The sequence below is a fragment of the Prauserella halophila genome (genome assembly GCF_024171895.1).
In the GTDB taxonomy this organism is placed as follows: Bacteria; Actinomycetota; Actinomycetes; order Mycobacteriales; family Pseudonocardiaceae; genus Prauserella; species Prauserella halophila.
The window spans coordinates 1-24,850 of sequence record NZ_JAMTCQ010000001.1; the positions used below are offsets into that span (position 1 = coordinate 1).

The following is a 24,850-nucleotide window of genomic DNA, read 5'->3' on the forward strand; positions in this document are numbered from 1 at the left end:
CATGTCCTCGATCAACGACCACTGGGCATCCGAAAGCAGCTGGAACCGCGACATGCCCACACACTCCCAGCACACCACCCAAATATTTGTCAGACGCGCCCTAACGCCACCGGGCGAGGTTGCCGCCTCATATGCCCGGTGCAGTAAGAGCCCCCGCGAGGAGCATACCCCCGGGGGCTGGCCAACCAGCTGTTGAAAGGATTGGGTCGGCATGGCAGACCCTACCGCTCCCAATAACCTCGTGCACATCCCCTTCCGCGGTGACGACCTGCTCGCCGTCGAGATCAGCGGCAAGCCGCACGTCGTGATCAAGCCCGCACTCGAAGCGATCGGGCTCGACACCAAGACGCAGACCGACAAGCTTAAGAGCCGATCATGGGCAGTTACGGGTCAGAGCCCCGCAACTGGCTCCGACGGCAAGACATACCTGATGGACACCGCTGACGTACGGACGTTCCTGATGCTGCTCGCCACGATCGACGAACGGCGCGTCGGCGAGCATGTCCGAGCGAAGCTGGTCCAGTATCAGTCCGAGGTCGCGGACGTGATCGAGCAGTACTTCACCCAAGGCGGCGCGATCAACCCGCGGGCAACCGAGAATCAGCTCGCCGCGATCGTCACCCGCGGACCAACTACCGGGATTTGATGGTCACGAGGGGGTGTCGTTGTCGAGTTTCGCGATGGCGGCTTCGATACGCAGGCCGCTGCCCACCACGGCAAGCAGGATCGCCAGCAGGTTGGGCCACTGGTCGTAGCCAGTGCCCACAGCCTGTAGAGCGACGATGACGAATGCTGCGAGCAGGGCCACGCTTCCCAGCGTGGCCCTGCCCGCAGCGGTGCGGTAGTTCGATCGCGTGGTCATGGTTGCTGATTATGTCCGAAAGACCTGCGTGGCCTTCTGCAGCGTGGGGGGCGTGCCGGACGAGTAGGTCAACGAGAACCCTGCGACGCTGATCCCGAAGCTCCAGCCTCCGCCACCATCCTGGTTGTGCTCGAAGTAGTACCGCGCCTGCAAGGGTTGACCGGCGCAGCCTGCGGACTGGCGTTTGAAGCTGACCGTGTGGCTACCGTTGTCCGTCAGCATCGCGAAGTTGGAGGTGGCGTCCTCGACTGCGTATACGCTCGCGGTCAGGCCAGCGTTCTGACGGAGTAGGGGACCCCCGTAGCGGTTGCCTTGGTAGTCGTACGCTCTGATCCACTCACCGTCGTTGACCCAGCAGTTCGGGACGTCGGCTGCGATACCGCTGGCATCCCGTGGTGCGCTGCCGTTGACATAGTTGTCGCGGAAATTCCAGGTACCGGTCGCGTTCCACCACTCACCGTACTGGTCCTGGATGTGGTACCAGCTGCCGCTGACGTTGAAGGCGTCCGCTGGCACGTCGAATGGTTCGACATCGCCGGAGCTCTCCGCTGCGGCGGCCTGCTCGTACAAGTCCTGGGCTTCGTGCGCTGAGACTCCACCGTGGCCGTCAACGGCGATGGTCACGCTGTCGCCACCTGCCGCGACAATCGCGCGTTCCAGCCCCTCGTAGTCGTGAGGGTGCTGGGCTGAGTATTCGGCGGCCACCTTGGCAACCCGCTCGTTCGCGGACTCCCGCTCCTGCGGCGCCGCGACACTCGTAGTGGACAGGCTGACACTCATTACGGCAACAGCGCAGCACAGCACAGTGTTCCGTAGTCGTGAACGCATAGATTCCTTCCGCTTCCCCAGCCCCCACGGCCAACTTCCGTGAGGGGATAACGTCCGTTCGGCAGCGGACTCTATGCGGCGACAACGGCAACTCCCACCGCCTTATCGGTGAAATAGGTAAATTGTCCACAGACTGAAGGATGGTGCCCGGGGGGTCGTTGCATGCGGCAGGCCGAACAGGAACTCGACGAGCGCGAGCGGTTTTGCTGCCTAGTAGGGCCTACGGAAACCCAGACCTTCGACTGGGTCGACTGAGCCCGGGCGGCCCGGCGGCGTCAGCTTTCGATCACGCGGAAGTGGGCGCCGCCGGGATCGGCCACGGCGGCGAACCTGCCGCGCGGCGAGTCGACCGGCCCGCCGTGCACGGTGCCGCCGAGCTCGACCAGCCGCGTCACGACCGCGTCCACCTCGGTGACCGCGAAGTACGTCGTCCAGTGTGGCGAGATCTCCGCGGGCACGGTGTCCGGTAGCGCGCCGATACCGCCGACCTCCGCCGCCTCGGCACCGTCACCGGCATCGACATGGATCGTGGCGTAGGCGAAGTCGCCGTGGGACGGCTCGTCGAAGGTGTGCCCGAACGTGTCCGAGTAGAACCGTTTCGCCGCCGGGTAGTCGCGGGTGACGCACTCGTTCCAGGTGAGCGCGCCGGGCACGTTGGCGATCTGCACGCCCGTGGTGCGGCCCGCCTGCCAAATGCCGAACACCGCACCGGCGGCGTCGACCGCGACGGCCGTGCGCGCGGCCTCACCGACGTCACCCGGCGGCAGGATGAGCTTCCCGCCCGCTGCGGTGATCCGCTCGACGGTCGCATCCGCATCGTCGGCCGCGAGGTAGGTGCTCCACGCCGACGGCGCCTGCACCCCCGGCGGCTTCGGCCCGATCGCCGCGGTGGCGCGGCCGTCGACCAGCGCGATCGAGTAGTGGCCGTAGTCCTCGCCGGTGTCGACGAACTCCCAGCCGAGCAGGTCGCCGTAGAACCGCGTGATCTCGGCGACATCGTCGGCCATCATGTCGACCCAGCACGGCGTGCCTTCCGGCCACGGGGTGTCGCGGAAGGACATCGACCGCTCCCTTCGTCGCTGCCCTCAGTGTGCCACGGCGCGCCCGGCGGGCAAGGGTCGTCGATTCGGGTCGATCCTGGTCGTCGGGTCAGTCCAGGTCGTCGTGCTGCATCAGCTGCCGGCCCGCCTCCGTGATCGACCCGGACAGCGCCGGGTAGACCGAGAAGGTCAGCGCCAGGTTCTCCACCGTGAGCTGGTTCTGCACGGCCAGCGCGATCGGCAGGATCAGCTCACTCGCCGTCGGCGCCACGACCACACCGCCGACGACCACGCCGGTGGCCGGGCGGCAGAACAGCTTCACGAAACCGTGGCGGACGCCTTCCATCTTGGCCCGCGGGTTGGTCGACAGCGGCAGCATGATCGTGCGCGCGGGCACCTCGCCGGAGTCGATCGCCTGCTGGCCGATGCCGACCGTGGCGATCTCCGGGTGGGTGAACACGTTCGCGGCGACCGTGCGCAGGCGGATCGGGGCGACGCCCTCGCCGAGCGCGTGCCACATCGCGATCCGGCCCTGCATGCTCGCCACGGACGCCAGCGGCAGCAGCCCGGTGCAGTCGCCCGCGGCGTACACGCTGGGCGCGCCGGTGCGGGAGACCCGGTCGACGGGGATCGATCCGTTGCCCGCGGTCTCGATGCCGACCCGGTCGAGGCCGATGTCCTCGGTGTTCGGCACCGAGCCGACGGTCATCAGCGCATGGCTCGCCTCGATGGTGCGGCCGTCAGCCAGGTGGATCATCACACCCTTCTCGGTGCGCTCCACCCGGTCGGCGCGCGCGTGCTTGACCACGGACGTACCGCGCCGGGAGAAGCCCTCCTCGAGTACGGCCGCGGCGTCGGCGTCCTCGTGCGGCAGCACGCGGTCGCGGCTGGACACGACCGTCACCTTCACGCCCATCTCGGTGTAGGCGGACGCGAACTCGGCACCCGTCACACCGGATCCGACCACGGCGAGGTGTTCCGGCAACTCGGGCAGGTCGTACAGCTGGCGCCAGTCGAGGATGCGCTCCCCGTCCGGGACGGCCCCGGGCAGCACACGCGGGGTGGCGCCGGTGGCGATCAGCACGACGTCGGCATCCAGCACCTCCTCGCCACCTGCGCCCTCGACGGCGATCTTGTGCGTGGCCAGGCCCGGCTCGTCGTCGCAGAACCGCGCGGCGCCGTTGAGCACCCGTACGCCCTCACGCTGCACGCGGGCGCGGATGTCGGCCGACTGTGCGAGCGCCAGCCCGCGCACCCGGCCGTGGACGGTCGACAGGTCCACGGGGGTGCCGTCGAAGTCGACGTCGATGCCCAGTTCGCGGAAGCCGTGCAGGCTCGCGCGGGCACCGGACGAGGCGATGAAGGTCTTCGACGGCACGCAGTCGTAGAGCACGCAGGCGCCACCGAGACCGTCCCGCTCGACGACCGTCACATCCGCACCGTGCTGGGCTGCCACGAGAGCGGCCTCGTAGCCGGCAGGTCCGCCGCCCATGATCACGATCTTGGTCACGTCTGGTGCCTCCTCACACGCCGTCCGGTACCACTTTAGGCGTGGCCGGGTTTCGACTTGGCGAGAGGCCGTTACGCTGTCGCCGTGCCTCTCTATGCCGCATACGGGTCCAACATGGAACCCTCCCAAATGGCCGAGCGAGCGCCGCACTCGCCGATGGCGGGAACCGGCTGGCTGGAAGGCTGGCGGTTGACGTTCGGGGGCGAGGACCTGCTGTGGGAAGGGGCGCTCTCCACGATCGTGGAGGACCCCGACTCCCGGGTGTTCGTGGTGCTCTACGACGTCACGCCGCTCGACGAAGGCCAGCTCGACCGCTGGGAGGGCGACGAGCTCGGACTGCACAACAAGATCCGCCTGCGGGTACAGACCATGGACGGGTCGGTCCTGGCGTGGCTGTACGTGCTGGACGCCTACGAGGGCGGCCTGCCGTCGGCGCGCTATCTCGGTGTGCTGGCCGACGCCGCCGAAGCCGCGGGCGCTCCCGCCGACTACGTGACCGGCCTGCGCACCCGCCCCTGCAAGGGAATCGGCCCCTAACCCAGCAACCCCGCGTGTTGCGGATTCCGGGGGCCGTGTTGCGGTCTCCGGGGGCCGTGTTGCACTTCCCGGGGGCCGTGTTGCGGATTCCGGGGGCCGTGTTGCGGATTCCGGGAGCCGTGTTGGGTCCTCTCCGCCACCTCGTCCGCGTATATGGGCGGCGATCCAACGCGCCACAAGTGCCAGGGCCACGCAGTCGCGCGGCCCTGCACTTGCAGCAAGCGGGGATGCTCGATTTCAGCGCCGCATCGTGTACGCACGTCGCGGACCAGACGCGGTCTGCACGAGCGGACGGCCCCGCTTCTCGAAGGCCCGCCACAATTCGCTGAGAACCGGTTCCGGTGTCGCCAACTGCTCTTTCCGAACTCTGACTGTGAGCCACCCGCGGTCAGCCATACGCCGATCACGTTCGGCGTCGTAAGCACCGCGGCCCTCGTGCGCCTCGTACCCGTCGTACTCCAAAGCGATTTTGACCTCGGGCCATGCCAGGTCGAACACATAGAGCAGTCGACCGCGCAGGTCGACGACCGGGAACTGCGGCGTCGGTACGGGGAATCCGGCGTCCACCACGAGTAAGCGCAATCTGCTTTCCTGCGGCGACTCGGCCTTCCCGGTCGCCAACTGGAGAAGCGCCTGCGCGCCAGGCACACCACGGCGGTCGTCGCGGAGGGTGAGCCTGCTGCTGACGCTCCGGACCAACGCCTCGGCTTGATCGTCCGGTACCCCTGCAAGCGCCTGATCAACGGTTGCCAGCGCTACCCATCTCCGCTCGACACACAACAGCTCCACCAACGTCGGGGCGAGCGAGAAGACCGGAAGTCCATGACGAACTTCGACATCGTCGTCAACGAACCTGTCGCGATGGACGATCAGCCCACCGCGTGACCGCGCCGTGCTGCCGTAAGGCACGGTCACGTGCAACTCTCCGTTCTCGGCCGCGCTGCACCCGTGGAGCACCGCTGCCGTACTGCGTGAGACCACTGCGCCAGGCCCGGCGGCGAGGAGTCCCGCAGCGCACCGTGTCACGGTGTCGAGCGAACGCGTGGTATCCACGACCACTCCGCGCCACGGCTGACTCAGCACCCCGTGACGCAGCGCCGACCGGACGGTCTGTTCCCCGAGTGCGTGCAGGAGATCGCTTCGCTTCGCTGCCCCGTGTTGACCCCAGTTCGGTGTGAACATTCCGTCACTGTGACCTGCCGGGACACTCCGCAGGAGGCTGTGAGCAAATCTGTGGATAACTGAGAGCGATGTGGACAACTTGGGGACGATTGCCCCACTGCGTCCCCGCCAAGCTCACCTGTTCAGCCCACGACACCACTCCAGCTGCCACAACACAGTCCCCGGAGAGCGCAACACGGCCCCCGGGAAATGCAACACAGCCCCCGGAATCCGCAACACGGGCTCCGGAGAACGCAACACGGCGGGTGGCGGTGGCGAGGGTCAGGGGGTGAGCGCTGCCAGGGTCGTGTTGACCAGGACTCGCGTACCGGTGAGCAGGGCGCGTTCGTCGGCCTCGAAGGTCGGCTGGTGCAGGTCCCGTTTCGGCCCCTCCCCCGGCCACACGCCGAGGCGCGCGAACGCTCCCGGCACGTGCTGCAGGTACCAGCCGAAGTCCTCACCACCGGACGACTGCTCCGTCCCGACCAGCGCATCCGCACCGAGCGCCGCCTCGACGCCACCACGCAACAGCTCCGTGCTCTCCTGCCCGCTCACCACGGGCGGCACGCCACGCTGGTAGTTCAGCTCGTACCCGACACCCAGCGGCGCCAGCAGCGACTCCACCGACGATTCGACGAGCGACTCGAGCTGCTTCCACGTCTCCTCGTCGGCGGTGCGCAACGTGCCGCGCAGCAGCCCGTCCTGCGGTACGGCGTTCGGCGCCTCGCCCGCGTGCACCGACCCCCACACCAGCACCGTGCCCGACCGCGGGTCGACCCGCCGCGACAGCACCGACGGCAGCGACGTGATCACCGTGCCCAGCGCGTGGACGAGGTCGGCCGTCAGGTGCGGCCGTGACGTGTGCCCTCCCGGCGAGGTCAGTCGCAGCTCGACGAGGTCCGCGGCGGAGGTCACCGCACCGACGCGGGTGCCGATCCTGCCGACCTCCACGTGCGGATCGCAGTGCAGGCCGAAGATCCGGTCGACGCCCTCCAGCCTGCCGGCCCGGATGACGTCGAGTGCGCCGCCGGGCATGACCTCCTCGGCTGGCTGGAAGATCAACCGCACGCGCCCGGGCAACCGCTCGGCGGCACTCGCCAGCGCCAGGCCCGTCGCCAGCACGATCGTGGTGTGCAGGTCGTGGCCGCACGAGTGGGCGGCGCCGTCGACCGTGGAGGCGAACGGCAGTCCGCTCACCTCCGTCAGTGGCAGCGCGTCGAGGTCGGCCCGCAGCGCCACGCAGCCAGGACCGTCACCGATGTCGCAGCTCAGGCCCGCACCGGACGGCATGAGCTGCGGGGACAGACCCGCCGACTCCAGCAGGCCCGCGACCAGCTCGGTCGTACCGTACTCGCGACGGGCCAGCTCCGGATGGGCGTGAATGTGCCTGCGCCAGGCCAGGACGTCGCCGGCGTGTTCGGCCAGCCAGTCGTCCAGCCACTCCGGCCCTCTGCCCGCACCGAGATCGGCCGCCGGCGCCATGCTCACACCCGAATCGGTGAGCACCGCGTCCGACGAGCCGTCCGGGTCACCCGGCACCTCGGGTCGCGAGTCGAGAACGGTCACCGCACACCTCCGCGCACGCCCGTCGACGCCGAACCTGTCCACGGCGCGCGGACGTCACCTACGAAATCTGTTCCCAGTGTTGCACCGAACAGGTGAGCACGAGACCCGGATGTCGTAGCGACGAGACCGACGGTAGGCAGATTGCGGCGAGCGGCGATGCGCATTTCGTCCGCTACCGGCAACCGCACGACGGGTGACCACTGATCGTCGCCGAACGCACGTCGACCCGCACGAACACGCCGTCGGACGACCGTCGCCATGCCGCCAGGGCAGGCTCCGCAGGCCGCCCCGGCAGCCCGTCAGTCGTCCTTCTCGGCGCGCTTGCGGCGGATGATGCGCCCCCACACGATGATGCCCAGCAGCGCTGCCGCGGCAAGGCCCACGATGAGTTTGCTCCTCGCGTTCTCCTGGTCGGCCTCGGTCTGCGGATCGAGTTCCGGCCCGGAGTCCTCGCTCTGCGCCAGCACCGTCGCCGCATCGGCCCGCCCGGCGCCGGCCGTCGCGGACCCTGCCGGGTCCGTCTTCCGGTCCGCCTCCGCGGCCGGGTCCGGGGCCGTCACCGGGTCCAGCTCTGCTGCCGGGTTCGCCTCTGCTGCCGGGTTCGCCTCCGCTGGCGGGTCCGCCACCGGATCCGGCTCTGCTGCCGTACGTGCCTCGGCAGGCGCGGCCGCCTCGGCCACGGCCCCGGCGCCCGTACCGGCCACGGCGGTGGGCGGACCGACGGTACTCACCCCGAACCACACGAGAGCGGACACGACCGCCGCCACCCCGAGCACCACGAACGTCCCGGAAACCCTGGACACCCCGGACACCCCGACGCGCCGGAGCGCCCGATCGGCACGCGGCGAGCGGAGGACGGGCCATACGCGGGAGGACACACGGGGAGCACGCATCACCCTCAGTGTGCCCACGAATCCGTGACGTGGTCAGCCGCCACGCGGGGTGTCGCCGAAGCCGTACCCGAACGCGCCGAGGATCCGCTCCGCGGCGAGCGTCGCGGTCAGCGTGCCCTCGCGGACACCGCGTTCGACGTCACCGGCGACGGCCTGCACACCGGGATCCTCGCCGAGCCGGTCGAGCAGCTGTTCCCGCACCATCGCCCACGTCCAGTCGATGCGCTGGCGGGTGCGCTTGGCCTCCAGTTCACCGGTGGATTCGAGCGCGGCGCGGTGCTCGCCGATCCGGTTCCACACCTCGTCGAGCCCGTCTCCGCTCATACCGCTGCAGGTCAGCACGGGCGGCGTCCACGTCGCCTCCGAGCCGTAGAGCATGCGCAGCGCGCCGGACAGTTCGCGGGCGGCCCGGCGGGCGTCGGTGGCGTGCTCGCCGTCGGCCTTGTTCACGGCGATGACGTCGGCGAGCTCGAGCACGCCCTTCTTGATGCCCTGCAACTGGTCACCCGTGCGCGCGAGGGTGAGCAGCAGGAAGCAGTCGACCATGCCCGCCACGGTCACCTCGGACTGGCCGACACCGACCGTCTCGACGAGCACGACGTCGTAGCCGGCCGCCTCCATCAGCACGATCGTCTCGCGGGTGGCCCGGGCGACGCCGCCGAGCGTGCCCGATGTCGGCGACGGGCGGATGAACGCCGACGGGTCGACAGCCAGCCGTGCCATCCGGGTCTTGTCCCCGAGGATCGACCCGCCGGTCCGGGTGGACGACGGGTCGACGGCGAGTACGCCGATGCGGTGCCCCGCCTCCGTCAGCTGCGTACCGAGCTGGTCGATGAAGGTCGACTTGCCGACGCCGGGAACGCCGGTGATGCCGATCCGCCGCGCACCACCGGCGTGCGGCAGCAGTTCGACGAGCAGTTCCTGCGCCTTGCTGCGGTGTTCGGGCTTGGCCGACTCGACGAGCGTGATCGCCCGCGAGAGCATGCCGCGATCACCGGCGCGCACGCCCTTCGCGTACGCGCTGACGTCGACGGCGTTGCGGCGCGGCACTATCCGTCCTGCTCCAGCTGGTCGAGCAGGTCGACGGCGGCATCCGCGATGACCGTGCCGGGGCCGAAGATCGCGGCGGCGCCCGCCTCGCGGAGCTGGTCGTAGTCCTGCGGCGGGATGACTCCGCCGCACACGACGAGGATGTCGGACCGGTCCAGTGCGGCCAGCTCCGCCCGCAACGCGGGCACGAGCGACAGGTGGCCAGCCGCCAGCGACGAGACGCCCACGACGTGCACGTCCGCCTCGACGGCCTGCGCGGCCACCTCGGCGGGCGTGGAGAACAGCGGGCCGACGTCGACGTCGAACCCGACGTCGGCGAACGCCGAGGCGATCACCTTCTGCCCGCGGTCGTGGCCGTCCTGGCCCATCTTGGCCACGAGGATGCGCGGGCGGCGCCCCTCGTGCTCGGCGAAGTCGTCGACCCGCTGCCGTGCGGCGTCGATCCCGCCTTCGCCCTCGGTCTTGCCGACTTCGTCGCGGTACACACCGGAGATCGTACGAATCTGCCCGGAGTGACGTCCCCACGCCTGCTCGAGTGCCTCGGAGATCTCGCCGACCGTGGCCTTGGCGCGCGCGGCGTCGACGGCCAGTTCGAGCAGGTTGCCCTCGCCGCTCTGTCCCCCGCCGGCTTCGCCCCCAGCCGCCGCGGTGAGCCTGCGCAGCGCGTCGGTGACGGCGCCGGAGTCCCGTTCGGCCCGCAGCCGCTCCAGCTTCTCGAGCTGCTGCGCGCGGACCTCGGCGTTGTCCACCTTGAGCACGTCGATCTGCTCGTCGGCCTCGGGGCGGTACTTGTTGACGCCGATAACGGGCTGGCGGCCGGAGTCGATGCGCGCCTGGGTGCGTGCCGCGGCCTCTTCGATGCGCAGCTTCGGGATGCCGGCATCGATCGCCTTGGCCATGCCGCCCGCGGCCTCGACCTCCTCGATGTGCGCCCACGCGCGGCGGGCGAGGTCGTGGGTGAGCTTCTCGACGAACGAACTGCCGCCCCACGGGTCGATCACGCGGGTGGTGCCGGATTCCTGCTGCAGCACCAGCTGGGTGTTGCGGGCGATGCGCGCGGAGAAGTCCGTGGGCAGTGCGAGCGCCTCGTCGAGCGCGTTGGTGTGCAGCGACTGCGTGTGGCCCTGCGTGGCGGCCATCGCCTCGACGCAGGTGCGCACGACGTTGTTGTGGACGTCCTGCGCGGTCAGCGACCAGCCGGAGGTCTGCGAGTGCGTGCGCAGCGACAGCGACTTCGGATTCTGGGCACCGAACCGCTTGACGAGCTTGGCCCACAGCAGGCGGGCCGCGCGGAGCTTGGCGACCTCCATGAAGAAGTTCATGCCGATGGCCCAGAAGAACGACAGGCGCGGCGCGAACGCGTCGATGTCCAGGCCCGCGCCCTCGCCCGCACGCAGGTACTCGACGCCGTCGGCGAGCGTGTAGGCCAGTTCGAGGTCGGCGGTCGCTCCGGCCTCCTGCATGTGGTAGCCGGAGATGGAGATCGAGTTGAACTTCGGCATCCGCTGCGAGGTGTACTCGAAGATGTCGGAGATGATCCGCATCGACGGCTGCGGCGGGTAGATGTAGGTGTTGCGGACCATGAACTCTTTGAGGATGTCGTTCTGGATGGTCCCCGCGAGCTTCTCCGGTGCGACGCCCTGCTCCTCGGCGGCCACGATGTAGAGCGCCATCACCGGCAGCACCGCGCCGTTCATGGTCATCGACACGCTCATCCTGTCCAGCGGGATCCCGTCGAACAGCTGGCGCATGTCGTAGATCGAGTCGATCGCCACGCCCGCCATGCCGACGTCACCGGCGACCCGCGGGTGGTCGGAGTCGTATCCCCGGTGCGTCGCCAGGTCGAACGCCACCGAGAGTCCTTTTTGGCCGGCGGCGAGGTTGCGGCGGTAGAAAGCGTTGGACTGGGAAGCCGTGGAGAAGCCGGCGTACTGGCGCACGGTCCACGGCTGGTTCACGTACATCGTCGGGTACGGCCCGCGCAGGAACGGCGCCGCACCGGGATACGTGTTCAGGAAGTCCACATCGGACAGATCGGACGCCGTGTAGAGCGGCTTGACGCCGATCCCCTCGGGGGTTTCCCATTCGAGCGCGTCCGCGCCCTTGCCGGTGGCCGACTGCAGTGCCTCGGCCCAGCGCTCGCGGTCACCGGCCGCGGGCACGCCGAGGTCGACGTCGGAGAAATCGGGGATGCTCATCGGGCGGCTCCCTGGTCGTCGGTTGCCAGCGTGTCGAGGATGCCGGTCAGGGCGGCGAGCACGTCGCATCCCTTGTGGACGGTTCCGTCGACGGTCACCCCGTCGGGCACCGTGCCCGCGAGCCACACCTCGGCCGCACCGGCCTCGCGCAGCGCCGCGACGACGTCGGCGGCCTGCTCGGCGTACGCGGCGTCCGTACCGCACAGACAGGCCACGGCGGCCCCGCTCTCCCGGAACCGCGCGACGAGGTCGTCGACACCGTCGGTCTCGGCCGGGTCGACGGGCTCGATCCCGCCCGCCTGCAGGAAGTTCGTGGTGAACGTGGCGCGCGCCGTGTGCTGTGCCAGCGGGCCGAGCGTGGCGAGGAAGACCGCCGGTCGCGAACCGGTGGCGGCGAGGTGGGCGTCGGCGCGGTCGCGCAGCGCCTCGAACCCCTCGGCGTACCGCACCCGCGGCAGGCCGCCGTCGAGCCCGTCCGGTTCGGACGGCCGGCGCTCGAGGAGTTGCTCGCCGGCGAGCGGGAACTCGCTGACACCGGTGATCGGGTCCTGGCGCGTCGCGATCCGCTCCGACCGGGCACGCCGGGTCTCGGCGAGTCGCGCCGCGAGCGCACCGGAGGTCAGCTCGGCGACGACGCCGCCCGCCCGCTCGATGGCGGTGAACTCCCGCCACGCGGCGTGGGCCAGTTCGTCGGTGAGGTTCTCGACGTACCAGGAACCGCCTGCCGGATCCACGACGCCCGCCAGCCTGGTCTCGTCGAGCAGGATCGCCTGGGTGTTGCGGGCGACACGCAGCGACAGCTCCTCGGGCCTGCCGAGAGCCTCGTCGAACGGCAGCACCGTGACGGCGTCCGCCCCGCCCGCACCCGCCGCGAACCCGGCGATCGTCGTGCGCAGCATGTTCACCCACGGATCGCGCCGGGTGACCATCGCGGGAGAGGTGACCGCGTGCTGATGCATGGCGGCGCCGGAGCCGGTCACCCCCGACACCTCGGCGACACGCGCCCACAGCCTGCGCGCGGCGCGCAGCTTCGCGATCGTCAGGAACTGGTCGGCGGTCGCGGCGATCCGGAACTCCAGCTGCGCGGCGGCCGTCTCGACGTCGAGACCCGCGTCGAGAAGCGCGCGCAGGTAGGCGACGCCCGCGGCGATCGTCGCGCCGAGTTCCTGGGCATCGGACCCGCCCGCCTCGTGGAACGGCAGTCCGTCGGCGACGACGGTGCGCAGCAGCGGGTACCGCGCCGCGACCCTCGCGGCGAGCTCGGCGGCGGGCGCCAGGTCGCGGGCGGTGCCGGTGCGCGCGTGCAGTCCGATCGGGTCGGCGCCGAGCGTGCCGCAGGCCTCGGCGTCGGGGACGCCGTGTTCGGCCTGGACGGCCAGCAGCGCGTCGGCCGCGGCCACGTAGTCCTCACCGGCCTCGAGCGTCACCGGGGCCAGGTCGAGGCGCACCTCGTGCAGCGCATCGGCCAGCGACTCCACCGGCACGCCCCCGCGGCCCGCACGCAGCCACACCGAGGTGACACCGTTTTCCAGGTCGGCGAGGACCTCGCGGTTGACCGCCGCCACGTCGCCGTGGCCGTGACGGGACCGGACGTCCCAGCCCTCGGCCACGTGTCCCTCCGGGTGGCCGCCGCGCACGAACGGCGGCAGACCGGGGAAACCCGCATCGGGCGCCTCGTCGGTGGCCGTGTACAGCGGCTGGATCTCGATGCCGTCGTAGGTCGTGGTGGCCAGCAGGCTCTCGGGCGCGCCGTCGAAGCCCTCGGGCAGCGCGCCGGTCTTGGCGAGCACGCCCGCGACGAGACGCTGCCAGCTCGCATGGTCGGGGGTGTCGAACTCGGCCGCGAGCGACAGCGCGGGAACTGCCGCGCCCGCGGAGTCCGTCGAGCCGTCCCGGGATTCCGGGCCGCCCGCAGCTGGCGTCCCTGCCACTTCCGTCATACCGAGTGATGGTAGAAGCCGTGGCGGTCCGTCAAGTGTGAGGCTGATCGCGACGCGGCCCCGCGCCACGGGTACCCGGCCACCCGCGCACCCCGATGACCGACAGAATGGGTGCGTGTCCGCAGACCAGCCACGTGTCGTCGCAGGCCGCTACCGACTCGACTCCGTGCTCGGTGCCGGCTCGATGGGCACCGTCTGGGTGGCCCACGACGAGTTCCTGCAACGGCAGGTCGCGCTCAAAGAGGTGCACGTCCCGCCGGGCGTGCCCGCCGAACAGCTCTCCGAGCTGCGCGAACGCACCCTGCGCGAGGCGCGCGCGATCGCGGCGCTGTCGCATCCGAACGTCGTCGTGCTCCACGACGTCGTCCGCGAAGGACACGACCCGTACGTCGTCATGGAGCTGCTCTCGTCGCGGAGCCTGGCCTCGATCCTCGACAGCGACCGCGAACGGCTGACGACGGCGCAGGCCGTGACGGTCGCCGAGGCCGTGGCCGCCGCGCTGGAGGCGGCCCACGCAGCGGGCATCACGCACCGTGACATCAAACCCGGCAACGTGCTCATCGCCGACGACGGCCGGATCAAACTGACGGACTTCGGCATCGCCCGCAACGTCTCCGAAGTGACGATGACGCACACCGGCATGATGCTCGGCTCGCCCGCGTTCATCGCGCCGGAGGTCGCCTCGGGCGGCGCCGTCACCTCCGCTGCCGACCTGTGGGGCCTCGGGGCGACGCTGTTCGCCGCCACCGAGGGGCGGCCGCCCTACGACGAGGGCGGCGACCCGCTGGCCACCGTCACCGAGGTCGTGCGCGGCAGCCCGCCGAAACCCTCACCGGGACCGCTCGCGGGCATCATCCAGGGGCTGCTGGCGAAAGAGGCGAGCAGCCGCCTGCCTCTCGCCGAGGTACGGCGCAGGCTCCGGCCACTGCTGCCCGCTCCCGGCGAGGAGGTGTTTCCCGCCTCGTTGTTCGACGACACCGGCGTGGCCGGCGGGCACGATCCGGGAGCCACGCAGGTCATTCCGAAACTGCCTCCCGCTCAGGAGCAGGTGCCCGGAGCGGAAGGGTCCGGAGCGGCCGAGTCCGGCACGGAAGCGGCCGACGCGGGGCCGTCCGACGCGGCCGGGGCCGGAGCGGGCGGCGGGAACGGTGCGGAGGCCGACGCGGCCGACGCGGGCGACGCGGGCGGCGCTGAGGCCGACGCGGGCGGCCGGGGTGAGCTGGCCGCGGACCCGGGGCCGCTGCCGTTCACGCCGACGGCGGGCCCGAGTCACGCCGCCGAGCCGGAACCCGCCTCACGCAGGCGGCTCGCGCTGATCTCGGCGGCGGTCGTCGTGGTGTTCCTGCTGGCCGTCGCGGGGGGTTTCCTGCTGGTGCGCACCGTGTCGGGCCACTCGGCCGCACCTCCCGCCGGAGATGCGGCAACCCCGGAACGCTCCGCCGGCACGTCCGGGACCGCCACCCCGCAGCCGCTGCAACTGCGCCACGGCGACGCCACGAACATGCGCGGCGCGAAGGGCGGGCTGTTCACCGTCCGCGTGCCCGCCGGCTGGAAGCGGTTCGTCACCCAGCGCACCGCCGACACGCTGCCCACCAGCACGCACATCCAGTTCGTCTCCGCCGACGGAGCACGCACGCTCGGCGTGGAGCGGTTCGCGGGCGAGGGCCTGACCTCCGAGCAGTACGTGGCACGGCTGCGCGAGTCGTGGACGCAGTCCGACTTCACGCTCGTGCAGCAGGAGGACATCCACGAGGGCGAGGGCCTGCGCATCACCTACCGCACCGCCGAGCGCGGCGACCGCGGCGAGGACAGCGGGGACGGCGGCCGCGCGATCAACCGCAGCACGACCGCCGACGTGTTCCCCACCGGCACCGGCCTGTGGGTCGTCGCCGTGACCGTCCCGGTGGACCAGGAGCGGCTCGGCAGGCAGCACCTGTTCGACCGCATCGTCCCCACGTTCCGCCAGACGGACTGACTCCTCGCCCGCACCGGCCCCGACCGCGGCCCGCCCGCCTGCGTGCGGGAACCGCGCCGGAGTTCGGCGTACCCGCGCCCGGATAGCGGGAGCCTGCAGTAACCTGCGCGTTCGTGACGGATTCGAACTCCCCCATGGACCAGGCTCACGACACGGCCCGCGAGGCCGCCGCCGTTCTCGCCGAGCGCACCGGAGTCGCGCAGCACGACGTCGCGATCGTGCTGGGCTCGGGCTGGCGCCCCGCCGCCGACGTCATCGGCGCTCCCGATACCGAGGTCGAGCTGGGTGACCTGCCGGGGTTCGCCAAGCCCGGCGCCGTCGGGCACGGCAGCTCCGCGCGTTCGATGGCACTCGGCGACAACCGGGCGCTGGTGCTGCTCGGCCGCACGCATCTCTACGAGGGACGGGGCACGGCCAGCGTCGTGCACGGCATCCGCACCGCCGCGGCGGCGGGCGTGAAGACCGTGCTGCTGACCAACGCCGCGGGCGGCCTGCGGCAGGGGCTCGAGGTCGGCCAGCCGGTGATGATCTCCGACCACCTGAACATGACGGCCACCTCGCCGATCGTGGGCGCGAACTTCGTCGACCTGACCGACCTGTACTCGAGCAGGCTGCGCGAGGTGGCGGCGTCGATCGATCCGTCACTGACCGAGGGCGTGTACGCGGCCATGCCGGGGCCGCATTTCGAAACCCCCGCCGAGATCCGCATGCTGCGCACCCTCGGCGCCGACCTGGTCGGCATGTCGACCGCGCTCGAGGCGATCGCCGCGCGGGCTGCGGGACTCGAGGTGTTCGGGCTGTCGCTGGTGACGAACCTGGCGGCCGGGATCACGGGCGAGGCCCTCGACCACGAAGAGGTCATCGAGGCGGGCCGGGCAGCAGCCGAGCGGATGGGCTCGCTGCTGCGCGACCTCGCCGCCAGGGCATGACGCCGGCAGGGCATGACGCCGGCAGGCGGGCGAGGTGCGGCGGAGCGGCGGCTATTTCGACGTCAACGTGCCGGTGATGATCGGCACGTCCGTGACTTCCCTGCGCATCATCGAGGTCCTTTCCTGGGAATGATGTCCTCGCGCACCTCGTCCGCCCGGTGACCGAGGCGGCGACAACGTCGTCGCGCGCCGCACCGGGGTGGTTCGCGAGCCGAACCGGCTCGAGCTGCGTGTCAATCTCCCCCGGCGCCGTGGCGCCCGACAATAACCCGTTCGAGTAAGCGGACCGGCCTCGCCGACCCGGTTGTCACGGCGCTGACAAAACGGTGTCGTGCAGTACTCACCGGGGTGCGGTCGATGTCCGCTTTCGCCCGTCCGGACCCGGTGCCGAGGACTGCGCGGAAGTGTGCCGCGCGTCACTCGGCACGGTCGAGGTGTCCGCGCCGTCGTGCCCGGACGGTCACAGCGACGCGGGGGCGTCCTGCTTCCGGAGCAGGTTCCGGGCGAGCAGCCCGACGGCGATCCACACCCGGCTGTCGGGGTCGTAGATCCGGTCGCCGTAGCGCTCGTCGACCTGGTGCATGCGGTAACGCACGGTCTGCGGATGGATGTCGAGCTGCGCGGCGATGTCCGGGGCACTGCCGCGGCGCTGAATCCACGCCAGCAGCGTCTCGGCGAGCCGTTCGCGCTGGCGCACGTTGAACTCGGCGAGCGGCGCGACGGCCTTGTCACCGAGCAGCCGTGCCAAGGGCGGATCGCTCAGTAACCACAACGTGAGCAGGTGCTCGTCGGCACGCACCACGTCGCCCTCGGAACCCGGTGTGGGCGCGGCGACCACACCCGCCTCGCGCAGCTCGGCGAGCCTGCGTGCCCACCGGAGCGAGTGTGCGGCCTCCTCCACCGGTACCGGCGGTCCGATCACGGCCCGCGTGCCGCGCAACCCGGCCTCGGCGAGCCGTGCCGCCGTGCCCCCGGGGTCGCCGTCGGTGGTCGATTCGGGCCACGGCAGCACCACGCACGGGACCTCGCCCTCGAGGTCGACCAGCACGTCGTCGGGCAGGTCCGAGTAACCTGCCGGGTCTCCGCCCGGCCGGTCGACGACCGCGACGGCGAGGCGCTGCGGAAGCGGCCACGCGGCCGCGGTCGCCAGCTCCTCCAGCACGTCCCGCGGCGCGGGTGTCTCCGCGACGAGCACCTCGAGCAACCGTTTGCGCCTGCGTTCGAGCGCACCGGCCGCGCGCTTCTGCGCCGCCGTGTAGCCCTCGTGGGACAGCTCGGACAACTCGTCCATGTAGGCGAACAGCGCGCCTGCCAGCTCGCACATGGTCTCGACCTGCAGCCCCGCCCCGAGGCCGATCTCCGCGAGTCGTTTCCACCCGACCCGCACCCCGAGCCGGAACGCCGAGTGCAGCACCTCGAGCCCGCGCCCCTCGACGACCTCGAGTCTGCCGAGCTGGCGGAACACCGTGTCCGTGCGATCGTCGACCGGGGCATCGCCGAGCAGCCGGTCGAGGAAGTCGACGACGCCCTGTTCGACACCGTCACGGATGGCCAGACCGAACTTGCCCTCCAGCGGCCGCTGGTATTCGGGGATCGTGTACTGGATCTGTTCGATGATGCGCTGGGCGACGGTCCCGGCCTGCTCCCGGAAGACCGGCGCCATGCGTGCCAGCTCCTCCCGCGCGGACGGACCGACCAGCGCCGCGTTGGACAACACTGCAGGCCACCCCCTCGGCAAAACGAGGGCAAAACTATCGAGCCTCGCCGTCGCCTGACAACATGGGCCGGTGCCAGAGTCCGCAGACCCCACCGCCCGCCTGACGCCGGACCTGCGTGATGCCGCGTACCGGTGGATCGCCGACGACCCCGACCGGTCGGCACAACAGGAGCTGCAGACCGTGCTCGCGCGCGCCGTGGCAGGCGACACCGAGGCGACCGCCGACCTCGCCGACCGGATGGCGGGCCCGCTCGCGTTCGGGACCGCGGGGCTGCGCGGTCCGGTGCGGGCAGGCCCGAACGGCATGAACACCGCGGTCGTGGTCCGCACCACCGCGGGTGTCGCACGGTGGCTGGCCGATTCCGGCCACGGGGGCGCGACGGTGGTGCTCGGCCGCGACGCCCGTCACGGGTCCGAGCGGTTCGCGACCGCGGCCGCCGAGGTCCTGACCGCGGCCGGATTCGCGGTGTCGGTGCTGCCCGCGCCGCTTCCGACGCCGCTACTGGCGTTCGCGGTGCGGCATCTCGGTGCGGCCGCGGGCATCCAGATCACGGCGTCGCACAACCCGCCTGCCGACAACGGCTACAAGCTCTACGACCACACGGGCGCGCAGATCGTGCCGCCTGCCGACCGGCGGATCGAAGCGGCCGTCGAGGCGGCACCTCCGGCACGGCAGGTGCCGCGGGCAGACGGCGCGGCAACCGTCGACGTGCTCGAGGCCTACCTCGCCGCGACGACGGCACTGCCGCGTGGCGGTGCGCGGGACGTGCGGATCGCGGCGACCGCGCTGCACGGCGTGGGAGCCGACGTCCTGGAGGCCGCGCTGCGCGGCGCCGGGTTCACCGACGTCCACCTGGTCGGCACGCAGCGCGCGCCGGACCCCGACTTCCCGACCGTCGCGTTCCCCAACCCCGAGGAACCGGGTGCCACGGACCGGCTGCTGGCGCTGGCCGAGGAGGTGCGCGCCGATGTGGCGATCGCGCTCGACCCGGACGCCGACCGGTGTGCCCTCGGTGTCCCCGGTCGCGACGGCGCGTGGCGAATGCTCCGCGGTGACGACACCGGCGTCGTGCTGGGTGAGCACGTGCTGTCGGGTCGCCGCGGCGCAGGGGGTTCCGGAGCCGGTGGCGCTGCGGGTGGTGCCGGTGCCGATGGTGCCGGTGCCGGTGGTGCCGCAGGCGAGCTCGTCGTCGAGGAGGACGGCACGGTCACCGACACCGGGGGCCCGCTGGTGGCGACGACGATCGTGTCGTCGTCGCTGCTGGGCGAGATCGCCCGTGCCCACGGCGCGCGGTACGCGGAGACGCTGACCGGCTTCAAGTGGCTCGCACGTGCCGGCGACGACCTGGTGTTCGCCTACGAGGAAGCGCTCGGACTGTGCGTGGCGCCGGACGTCGTCCGCGACAAGGACGGCATCTCCGCGGCTGTCGTCGCGTGCGATCTGGTGGCCACGCTGAAGGCAGGCGGGCGCACGCTGCTCGACATGCTCGACGACCTCGCCGCCCGCCACGGCGTGCATGTCACCGATCAGGTGTCGCTGCGTATCGCCGACCTGACCGCACGCGCCGAGCTGATGACCGGCCTGCGCGCCGGTCCGCCCGCGGACCTCGCCGGGGTGACCGTGACGGCCGAGGACCTGCTGCCCGATGCCGACGTGCTGCGCTTGCGCGGACAAGGCGTGCGCGTGCTGCTGCGGCCGTCGGGGACGGAACCGAAGCTCAAGGCGTACCTCGAGGTGATCGAACCGCCGGGCGACGACCTCGCCGCCGCGCGCGCCCGCGCCACGGAACGGCTCGACGCACTGCGCAGCGACCTCGAGCGGCTGCTTGCCGAGTCCGCACCGGCCGAGGCACCCTGAGGCGCCGTGGCCACCCTGCTGATCGTTCACCACACGCCGTCGCCGAGCCTGCAGTCGATGTTCGAGGCGGTCGTCTCCGGGGCGAGTGACCCCGAGATCGAGGGCGTCGACGTCGTGCGCAGGCCCGCGCTGTCGGCGACCGCGTCCGACGTGCTCGGCGCCGACGGGATCGTGCTCGGCACCCCCGCGAACCTCGGCTACATGTCGGGCGCGCTGAAACACTTCTTCGACACCGTCTACTACCCGTGTCTCGACGCCACGCGCAGCCTGCCGTTCGGGTACTACGTGCACGGCAACGAGGGTGTCGAAGGTGCCCAGAAGGCCATCGCGACCGTGACGACGGGCCTGGGCTGGCAGCAGGCGACGGCGCCCGTGACCGTCGTGGGCGAACCCGGCAAGGACGACATCTCCGCCTGCTGGGAACTCGGCGCCACGTCGGCCGCCCACTTGATGGAGTGACCCCCACCCAGCCCATCAGGTTTGTGCCCCCAAGGGCACCTTGGGGGCGTTCAGCGCCCCGAAGGTGCCCTTGGGGGCAGTTCCACCCCGAGGAGCGCTCACTGGGCGTGGCGGCTACGGGCGCCGGCGACCACCCACAAGGTGACGCTTCGCGCCCCAGTATTTTCATGAGCATGCGCACACGTCGACTGCTCGCCGGGGTGCTGGTCGCCGCGGCCGTCACCGCCAGCGGATGTTCCTCCGCCTCCGACGAATCGCTCCCCGACGCGGCGACACTCGTCGACGACGCCACGAAAGCCACCGCCGGCATCGACAGCACACACTTCGCCATCCAGGTCAACGGCAACGTCCAGGGCCTCATGATGCAGTCCCTCGACGGCGACCTGACCGCCGACGGCGAAGCCGAGGGCAGCGGCACGATCACGCAGGCGGGCCAGCTGGTGGAGATCGACTTCGTACTCACCGGCGACTCGTTGCACTTCAAAGGGCCGACCGGCGGTTACCAGCAGCTTCCCGCATCGATGGTGTCGAACATCTACGACCCGTCGGCGATACTCGACCCGGACCGCGGAGTCGCCGAACTCGTCTCGAACCTCGAGGACCCCGAGACGACCGCCGAGGAGGAGGTCTCCGGCCACGAGACCGTCAAGGTCGAAGGCACGCTGCCGCGGGACGTGCTCTCCGAGGTGCTGCCCGGCGTACCGTCGGCGGCCGACGTGGCGTTCTGGATCCGCAACGACGAGTCGCACCTGCCCGTCAAGGCCACGGCGACGTTCTCCGGTGATGCCTCCGTCGACATCACCCTGTCCGACGTGAACGAGCCGGTCACTGTCGAGCCCCCACAGTGACCTCCCCCGACTCCGCTTCCCCCGCCACCGGCACCGGCACCGGCACCGACACCAGCACTGACACCCCCGCGACCGGTGGCGCCCACTCGCGCCGCCTCGCGATCAGCGCGGGCGGCCTCGCGGTGCTGCTCGGCGCTCTCGACACGTACGTCGTCCTCGGTCTGCTGCGGCAGATCGTCGAGGACTTGCAGGTCCCGCTGAACCGCATCGAGCGCGTCACGCCGATCGTCACGGGCTACCTGCTCGGCTACGTCGCCGCGATGCCGCTCCTCGGCCAGGCCTCGGACCGGTTCGGCCGTAAAGCCCTGCTGCAGACCTGCCTGACGGTGTTCCTGGCCGGATCGGTGCTGACGGCCGCCGCCGAGTCGGTCCCGCTGCTGGTGGCGGGACGCGTGGTGCTGGGCGTCGCGGGCGGTGCGCTGTTGCCGGTCACGCTCGCGCTGGCGGCCGACCTGTGGTCACAGCACCGGCGGGCGGCCGTGCTCGGCGCGATCGGCGGTGCGCAGGAACTGGGCAGTGTCCTCGGCCCGGTGTACGGCATCGCGCTGGCCGGTCTCGCCGGCTGGCGGGCCGTGTTCTGGGTGAACGTGCCGTTGGCGCTGCTGGCGATGGTCGTGGTGCACCTGTCCATCCGGGGCGGACGTCCCGCGCAGCGGCAGAAGGCCGACGTCGTGGGTGCGAGCCTGCTGGCCGTCGCCCTCGGACTGCTGGTCGTCGCGCTGTACAACCCGGAGCCGCAGGAACAGGTCCTGCCGAGCTGGGGCCCTGCCACGTTGATCGCCGCCGCGGCGGCATTCGTGGCCTTCATCGTGTGGGAGGCCACGGCCCGCACCCGGCTGCTCGACACCGCGAACGTGCAGCTCCGGCCGTTCTTCGCCGCCCTCGGCGCGAGCCTGGCTGCGGGTGCCGCGCTGATGGTGACGCTGGTCGACGTCGAACTGTTCGCCCAGACCCTGCTCGGCGAGCGCGACCACGGCGCGGTGCTGCTGCTGTTGCGGTTCCTCGTCGCGCTGCCGGTGGGCGCGGTGATCGGCGGGCTGCTGGCGAACCGGATCGCCGAACGCTGGGTGGCGGCCGCAGGCCTGCTCGTCGCCGCCTGCGGATTCCTGCTCATGTCGCACTGGCCCGCCGACGTACTGTCCGCCCCGCACGAACTCGGCCCGCTGACGCTGCCCCGGCTGGACACCGATCTGATCCTCGTCGGCATCGGCCTCGGCCTGGTCATCGCGCCGTTGTCGGCGGTGGTGCTGCGGGTCGTACCTGCCGGTCAGCACGGCATGGCGTCGGCGGCCGTGGTGGTGGCGCGGATGACGGGCATGCTCGTCGGCATCTCGGCCCTGTCGGCGTGGGGCCTGCACCGGTTCCACACCCTCACCGCGAACCTGCAGACGCCGTTGCCGATGCTGTATCCGAACGACGCGGCCTTCGACAGGGCCGCCGCCGAGTACGCGGCCGGGCTCCAGGACGCGATGCTCACCCAGTACACGGAGATCTTCGCGATCACCGCGGTCGTCTGCCTCGTGGGTGCGGGCCTCGCCCTGCTCACCGGCCCACGACGCGCTCGATAGACTCGGCGGGTATTCGACGCCCGCTTCCGAGTTCAAGGACTGTCCTGGTGAAGATCGACAACAGCCCCGCGAGGGGAACCCGTGACCTGCTTCCGACTGCGGTGGCGGTGCGCGACCATGTGCTGTCGACCATCGCCGAGGTGTACGGCCGTTACGGCTACCAGCGCATCGAGACACCCGCGCTGGAACGCGTCGAGCGGCTCTCCGGCGGCCAGGGCGGCGAGAACGAGAAGATGATCTTCCAGGTGTTGCGACGCGGTCTGCCCGAGCGCATCGAGGCCGATACCGAGCTCGCCGAACTGGTCGACATGGGTTTGCGCTACGACCTGACGGTGCCGCTCGCCCGGTTCTACGGACAGCACCGGGGCGAGCTGCCGACGCCGTTCCGTTCGTTCCAGTTCGGTCCGGTGTGGCGTGCCGAACGGCCGCAGAAGGGCCGGTACCGGCAGTTCTACCAGTGCGACATCGACATGGTCGGCGAACCGGGCATGCTCGCCGAGGCCGAGCTGATCGAGGCCACGACGCAGGCGCTCAACCGGGTGGGACTCACCGGCACCACGGTGCGGATCTCCGACCGGCGGTTCCTGTCGGCCCTGGCCACCGAGGCCGGCGTACCGGCCGAGGAGCACGACGGCTTCTTCATCACGCTGGACAAACTGGACAAGATCGGGTGGGACGGTGTCTCCGCCGAGCTGGCCACGCGTGGTTTCGGTCCGGAGGTCGTGTCGGCCGCCCGCGACCGTATCGAGGCACTCGGTGCGGTCCCCGGCGACAAGCTGGCCGCCACGCTGGCCGAGGTCGTGCCCAGCCTGCCGGAGGCCGTACTCGACGATCTGGCGACCACTGCCACCTGCCTGTCGGAGATCGCCGCCCAGAACGCCGTGACGTGGGAGTTCGACCCGACGCTGGTGCGCGGCATGGGCTACTACACCGGGCACATCTTCGAGGTCACCGCGCCCGGCGCAGCCGGCTCGGTGGCCGGCGGTGGCCGCTACGACAACCTCATCGGCCGGTCGCTGGGCACCGAGGTCCCCGCGTGTGGTTTCTCGATCGGGTTCGAGCGGATCGTCGACCTGCTGTCCGAACCGCCGTCGCACGACCGGCTCGCGCTGCTCTACGACACCGATGTTCCGACCTCGACGGTGCTGGCGACGGCCAGGCAGCTGCGCAGCGACGGCCGGTCGGTCGCCCCGGTGGGCCGCAGCGGCAAGTTCGCCGCGCAGCTCAAGCGGGTCGACGCCGCAGGATTCACCGCGTTCGTCCACCTGCGCGCCGACGACGACAGCTCGCTCGAAGAACGTCCACTGCGCGGCGAGGACTGAGCGGCGAAGACCGAGCGGCGAAGACCGATCCGCCGCGTGGTCGATCCCCCGGAACGACACACCACCGCGACAACACAGCCAACCAGCGGGGTGCGTGGCTCATCGACGTCACGCACCCCGCTGGTCGTTCGCCACATTTCTCCGTGCGCAACTTTTCCCGTGCGCCCATGGCGATCGCCACGAGAAAGACGAGAAACAACGAAAAACGGACCCGTCGGCGAATCCGATGATTCTCGGACTCGAGCCGACAGGCCCGTTTTCCATTTTATGTTGGGTTCGGCGGTGTCCTACTCTCCCACACCCTGTCGAGTGCAGTACCATCGGCGCTGGCAGGCTTAGCTTCCGGGTTCGGAATGGGACCGGGCGTGTCCCTGCCGCTATCACCACCGAAACACTACGAAACAACACACCGTTGCCCCGCGCCACACGAACCAGCCGGCCGGTGTGGGGCGGGTGGTGTGGTGTTTCAGGATCGTAGAGTGGGTGCGTAGCATCGTTGTAGGCAAGTCCTCGGCCTGTTAGTACCAGTCCACTCCAACACACATTACTGCGCTTCCATGTCTGGCCTATCAACCCAATCATCTCTTGG

At 70.9% G+C, this 24,850-nt stretch carries 20 protein-coding genes and 1 rRNA gene; 9 read left to right on the top strand and 12 right to left on the bottom strand.

The window, feature by feature from the left end; translation table 11 throughout:
* The first annotated feature begins 211 nt into the window (after positions 1-211).
* On the top strand, positions 212-646 hold the full coding sequence (locus LY41_RS00005) for a phage antirepressor N-terminal domain-containing protein (RefSeq protein WP_253861575.1): 435 nt from the start codon (positions 212-214) through the stop codon (positions 644-646).
* A gap of 3 nt (positions 647-649) precedes the next feature.
* On the opposite strand, the gene LY41_RS00010 is transcribed toward LY41_RS00005, so the two are convergent.
* The 4 genes from LY41_RS00010 to LY41_RS00025 all read right to left on the bottom strand — a co-directional run bounded on the left by LY41_RS00010 (position 650) and on the right by LY41_RS00025 (position 4,240).
* Positions 650-862 carry a hypothetical protein gene (locus LY41_RS00010; RefSeq protein WP_253861576.1) on the bottom strand — a complete coding sequence of 71 codons (213 nt, stop codon included), beginning with the start codon at positions 860-862 and terminating at the stop codon, positions 650-652.
* A gap of 9 nt (positions 863-871) precedes the next feature.
* Positions 872-1,642, bottom strand: a complete 771-nt coding sequence (locus tag LY41_RS00015; RefSeq protein WP_253861577.1) for a hypothetical protein — start codon at positions 1,640-1,642, stop codon at positions 872-874.
* A 323-nt stretch (positions 1,643-1,965) separates the two neighbouring features.
* The gene (locus LY41_RS00020) at positions 1,966-2,751 is read right to left on the bottom strand and encodes a VOC family protein (RefSeq protein WP_253861578.1); all 786 of its coding nucleotides are present in this window, start codon (positions 2,749-2,751) and stop codon (positions 1,966-1,968) included.
* Between the two features lie 88 nt (positions 2,752-2,839).
* Positions 2,840-4,240, bottom strand: a complete 1,401-nt coding sequence (locus LY41_RS00025) for an NAD(P)H-quinone dehydrogenase (protein ID WP_253861580.1) — start codon at positions 4,238-4,240, stop codon at positions 2,840-2,842.
* A gap of 84 nt (positions 4,241-4,324) precedes the next feature.
* Between LY41_RS00025 and LY41_RS00030 the strand changes: the two genes are divergently transcribed.
* Complete coding sequence (locus LY41_RS00030; protein WP_253861582.1) at positions 4,325-4,777, top strand: gamma-glutamylcyclotransferase; 453 nt, start codon at positions 4,325-4,327, stop codon at positions 4,775-4,777.
* Between the two features lie 237 nt (positions 4,778-5,014).
* Here the strand turns inward: LY41_RS00030 and LY41_RS00035 are convergent, their stop codons facing one another.
* The 6 genes from LY41_RS00035 to LY41_RS00060 all read right to left on the bottom strand — a co-directional run bounded on the left by LY41_RS00035 (position 5,015) and on the right by LY41_RS00060 (position 13,585).
* Positions 5,015-5,860 carry a type IV toxin-antitoxin system AbiEi family antitoxin gene (locus LY41_RS00035; protein ID WP_504965948.1) on the bottom strand — a complete coding sequence of 282 codons (846 nt, stop codon included), beginning with the start codon at positions 5,858-5,860 and terminating at the stop codon, positions 5,015-5,017.
* Positions 5,861-6,220: 360 nt separating this feature from the next.
* Positions 6,221-7,504, bottom strand: a complete 1,284-nt coding sequence (locus LY41_RS00040) for a M20 family metallopeptidase (protein WP_253861585.1) — start codon at positions 7,502-7,504, stop codon at positions 6,221-6,223.
* Positions 7,505-7,803: 299 nt separating this feature from the next.
* Positions 7,804-8,307 (bottom strand): hypothetical protein, encoded by a 504-nt coding sequence (locus tag LY41_RS00045; RefSeq protein WP_253861587.1) that lies wholly within the window; start codon positions 8,305-8,307, stop codon positions 7,804-7,806.
* Positions 8,308-8,430: 123 nt separating this feature from the next.
* A complete protein-coding gene (meaB, locus tag LY41_RS00050) occupies positions 8,431-9,447 on the bottom strand; it encodes a methylmalonyl Co-A mutase-associated GTPase MeaB (protein WP_253861589.1) in 1,017 nt (338 codons plus the stop codon).
* Entirely contained in the window at positions 9,447-11,645 is a 2,199-nt protein-coding gene (gene scpA / locus LY41_RS00055; protein WP_253861591.1) for a methylmalonyl-CoA mutase, read from the bottom strand. The genes meaB and scpA overlap by 1 nt, the downstream gene beginning before the upstream one ends.
* Positions 11,642-13,585, bottom strand: a complete 1,944-nt coding sequence (locus tag LY41_RS00060) for a methylmalonyl-CoA mutase family protein (RefSeq protein WP_253861593.1) — start codon at positions 13,583-13,585, stop codon at positions 11,642-11,644. The genes scpA and LY41_RS00060 overlap by 4 nt, the downstream gene beginning before the upstream one ends.
* Positions 13,586-13,769: 184 nt before the next feature.
* Between LY41_RS00060 and LY41_RS00065 the strand changes: the two genes are divergently transcribed.
* Together LY41_RS00065 and LY41_RS00070 are read left to right on the top strand one after the other, a co-directional pair.
* A complete protein-coding gene (locus LY41_RS00065) occupies positions 13,770-15,560 on the top strand; it encodes a serine/threonine-protein kinase (protein WP_253861598.1) in 1,791 nt (596 codons plus the stop codon).
* 134 nt (positions 15,561-15,694) lie between these two features.
* Positions 15,695-16,489: a purine-nucleoside phosphorylase gene (locus tag LY41_RS00070; protein WP_253861599.1), complete on the top strand. Its 795-nt coding sequence runs from the start codon at positions 15,695-15,697 to the stop codon at positions 16,487-16,489.
* A 460-nt stretch (positions 16,490-16,949) separates the two neighbouring features.
* On the opposite strand, the gene LY41_RS00075 is transcribed toward LY41_RS00070, so the two are convergent.
* Complete coding sequence (locus tag LY41_RS00075) at positions 16,950-18,206, bottom strand: PucR family transcriptional regulator (protein ID WP_253861594.1); 1,257 nt, start codon at positions 18,204-18,206, stop codon at positions 16,950-16,952.
* A 100-nt stretch (positions 18,207-18,306) separates the two neighbouring features.
* Here LY41_RS00075 and LY41_RS00080 point away from each other — a divergent pair, with 100 nt between their 5' ends.
* From LY41_RS00080 to hisS, 5 genes are all read left to right on the top strand, one after another.
* Positions 18,307-20,064, top strand: coding sequence for a phospho-sugar mutase (locus LY41_RS00080; RefSeq protein ID WP_253861600.1), 1,758 nt, complete (start codon positions 18,307-18,309; stop codon positions 20,062-20,064).
* Positions 20,065-20,070: 6 nt separating this feature from the next.
* On the top strand, positions 20,071-20,523 hold the full coding sequence (locus LY41_RS00085; protein ID WP_253861595.1) for a flavodoxin family protein: 453 nt from the start codon (positions 20,071-20,073) through the stop codon (positions 20,521-20,523).
* A 173-nt stretch (positions 20,524-20,696) separates the two neighbouring features.
* Positions 20,697-21,371 carry an LppX_LprAFG lipoprotein gene (locus LY41_RS00090; RefSeq protein ID WP_253861596.1) on the top strand — a complete coding sequence of 225 codons (675 nt, stop codon included), beginning with the start codon at positions 20,697-20,699 and terminating at the stop codon, positions 21,369-21,371.
* On the top strand, positions 21,368-22,939 hold the full coding sequence (locus LY41_RS00095; protein WP_308292177.1) for an MFS transporter: 1,572 nt from the start codon (positions 21,368-21,370) through the stop codon (positions 22,937-22,939). The genes LY41_RS00090 and LY41_RS00095 overlap by 4 nt, the downstream gene beginning before the upstream one ends.
* Positions 22,940-22,986: 47 nt before the next feature.
* A complete protein-coding gene (gene hisS / locus LY41_RS00100; protein WP_253861597.1) occupies positions 22,987-24,261 on the top strand; it encodes a histidine--tRNA ligase in 1,275 nt (424 codons plus the stop codon).
* Positions 24,262-24,535: 274 nt separating this feature from the next.
* On the opposite strand, the gene rrf is transcribed toward hisS, so the two are convergent.
* Positions 24,536-24,652: ribosomal RNA gene (gene rrf / locus LY41_RS00105) — 5S ribosomal RNA — on the bottom strand.
* Positions 24,653-24,850 lie beyond the last annotated feature (198 nt).

Coding starts and splice junctions, on each gene's coding strand:
- LY41_RS00005 (WP_253861575.1), top strand. CDS start 212: ATGGCAGACCCTACCGCTCCCAATAACCTCGTGCACATCCCCTTCCGC.
- LY41_RS00010 (WP_253861576.1), bottom strand. CDS start 862: ATGACCACGCGATCGAACTACCGCACCGCTGCGGGCAGGGCCACGCTG.
- LY41_RS00015 (WP_253861577.1), bottom strand. CDS start 1,642: ATGAGTGTCAGCCTGTCCACTACGAGTGTCGCGGCGCCGCAGGAGCGG.
- LY41_RS00020 (WP_253861578.1), bottom strand. CDS start 2,751: ATGTCCTTCCGCGACACCCCGTGGCCGGAAGGCACGCCGTGCTGGGTC.
- scpA (WP_253861591.1), bottom strand. CDS start 11,645: ATGAGCATCCCCGATTTCTCCGACGTCGACCTCGGCGTGCCCGCGGCC.
- LY41_RS00060 (WP_253861593.1), bottom strand. CDS start 13,585: ATGACGGAAGTGGCAGGGACGCCAGCTGCGGGCGGCCCGGAATCCCGG.
- LY41_RS00065 (WP_253861598.1), top strand. CDS start 13,770: ATGGGCACCGTCTGGGTGGCCCACGACGAGTTCCTGCAACGGCAGGTC.
- LY41_RS00070 (WP_253861599.1), top strand. CDS start 15,695: ATGGACCAGGCTCACGACACGGCCCGCGAGGCCGCCGCCGTTCTCGCC.
- LY41_RS00090 (WP_253861596.1), top strand. CDS start 20,697: ATGCGCACACGTCGACTGCTCGCCGGGGTGCTGGTCGCCGCGGCCGTC.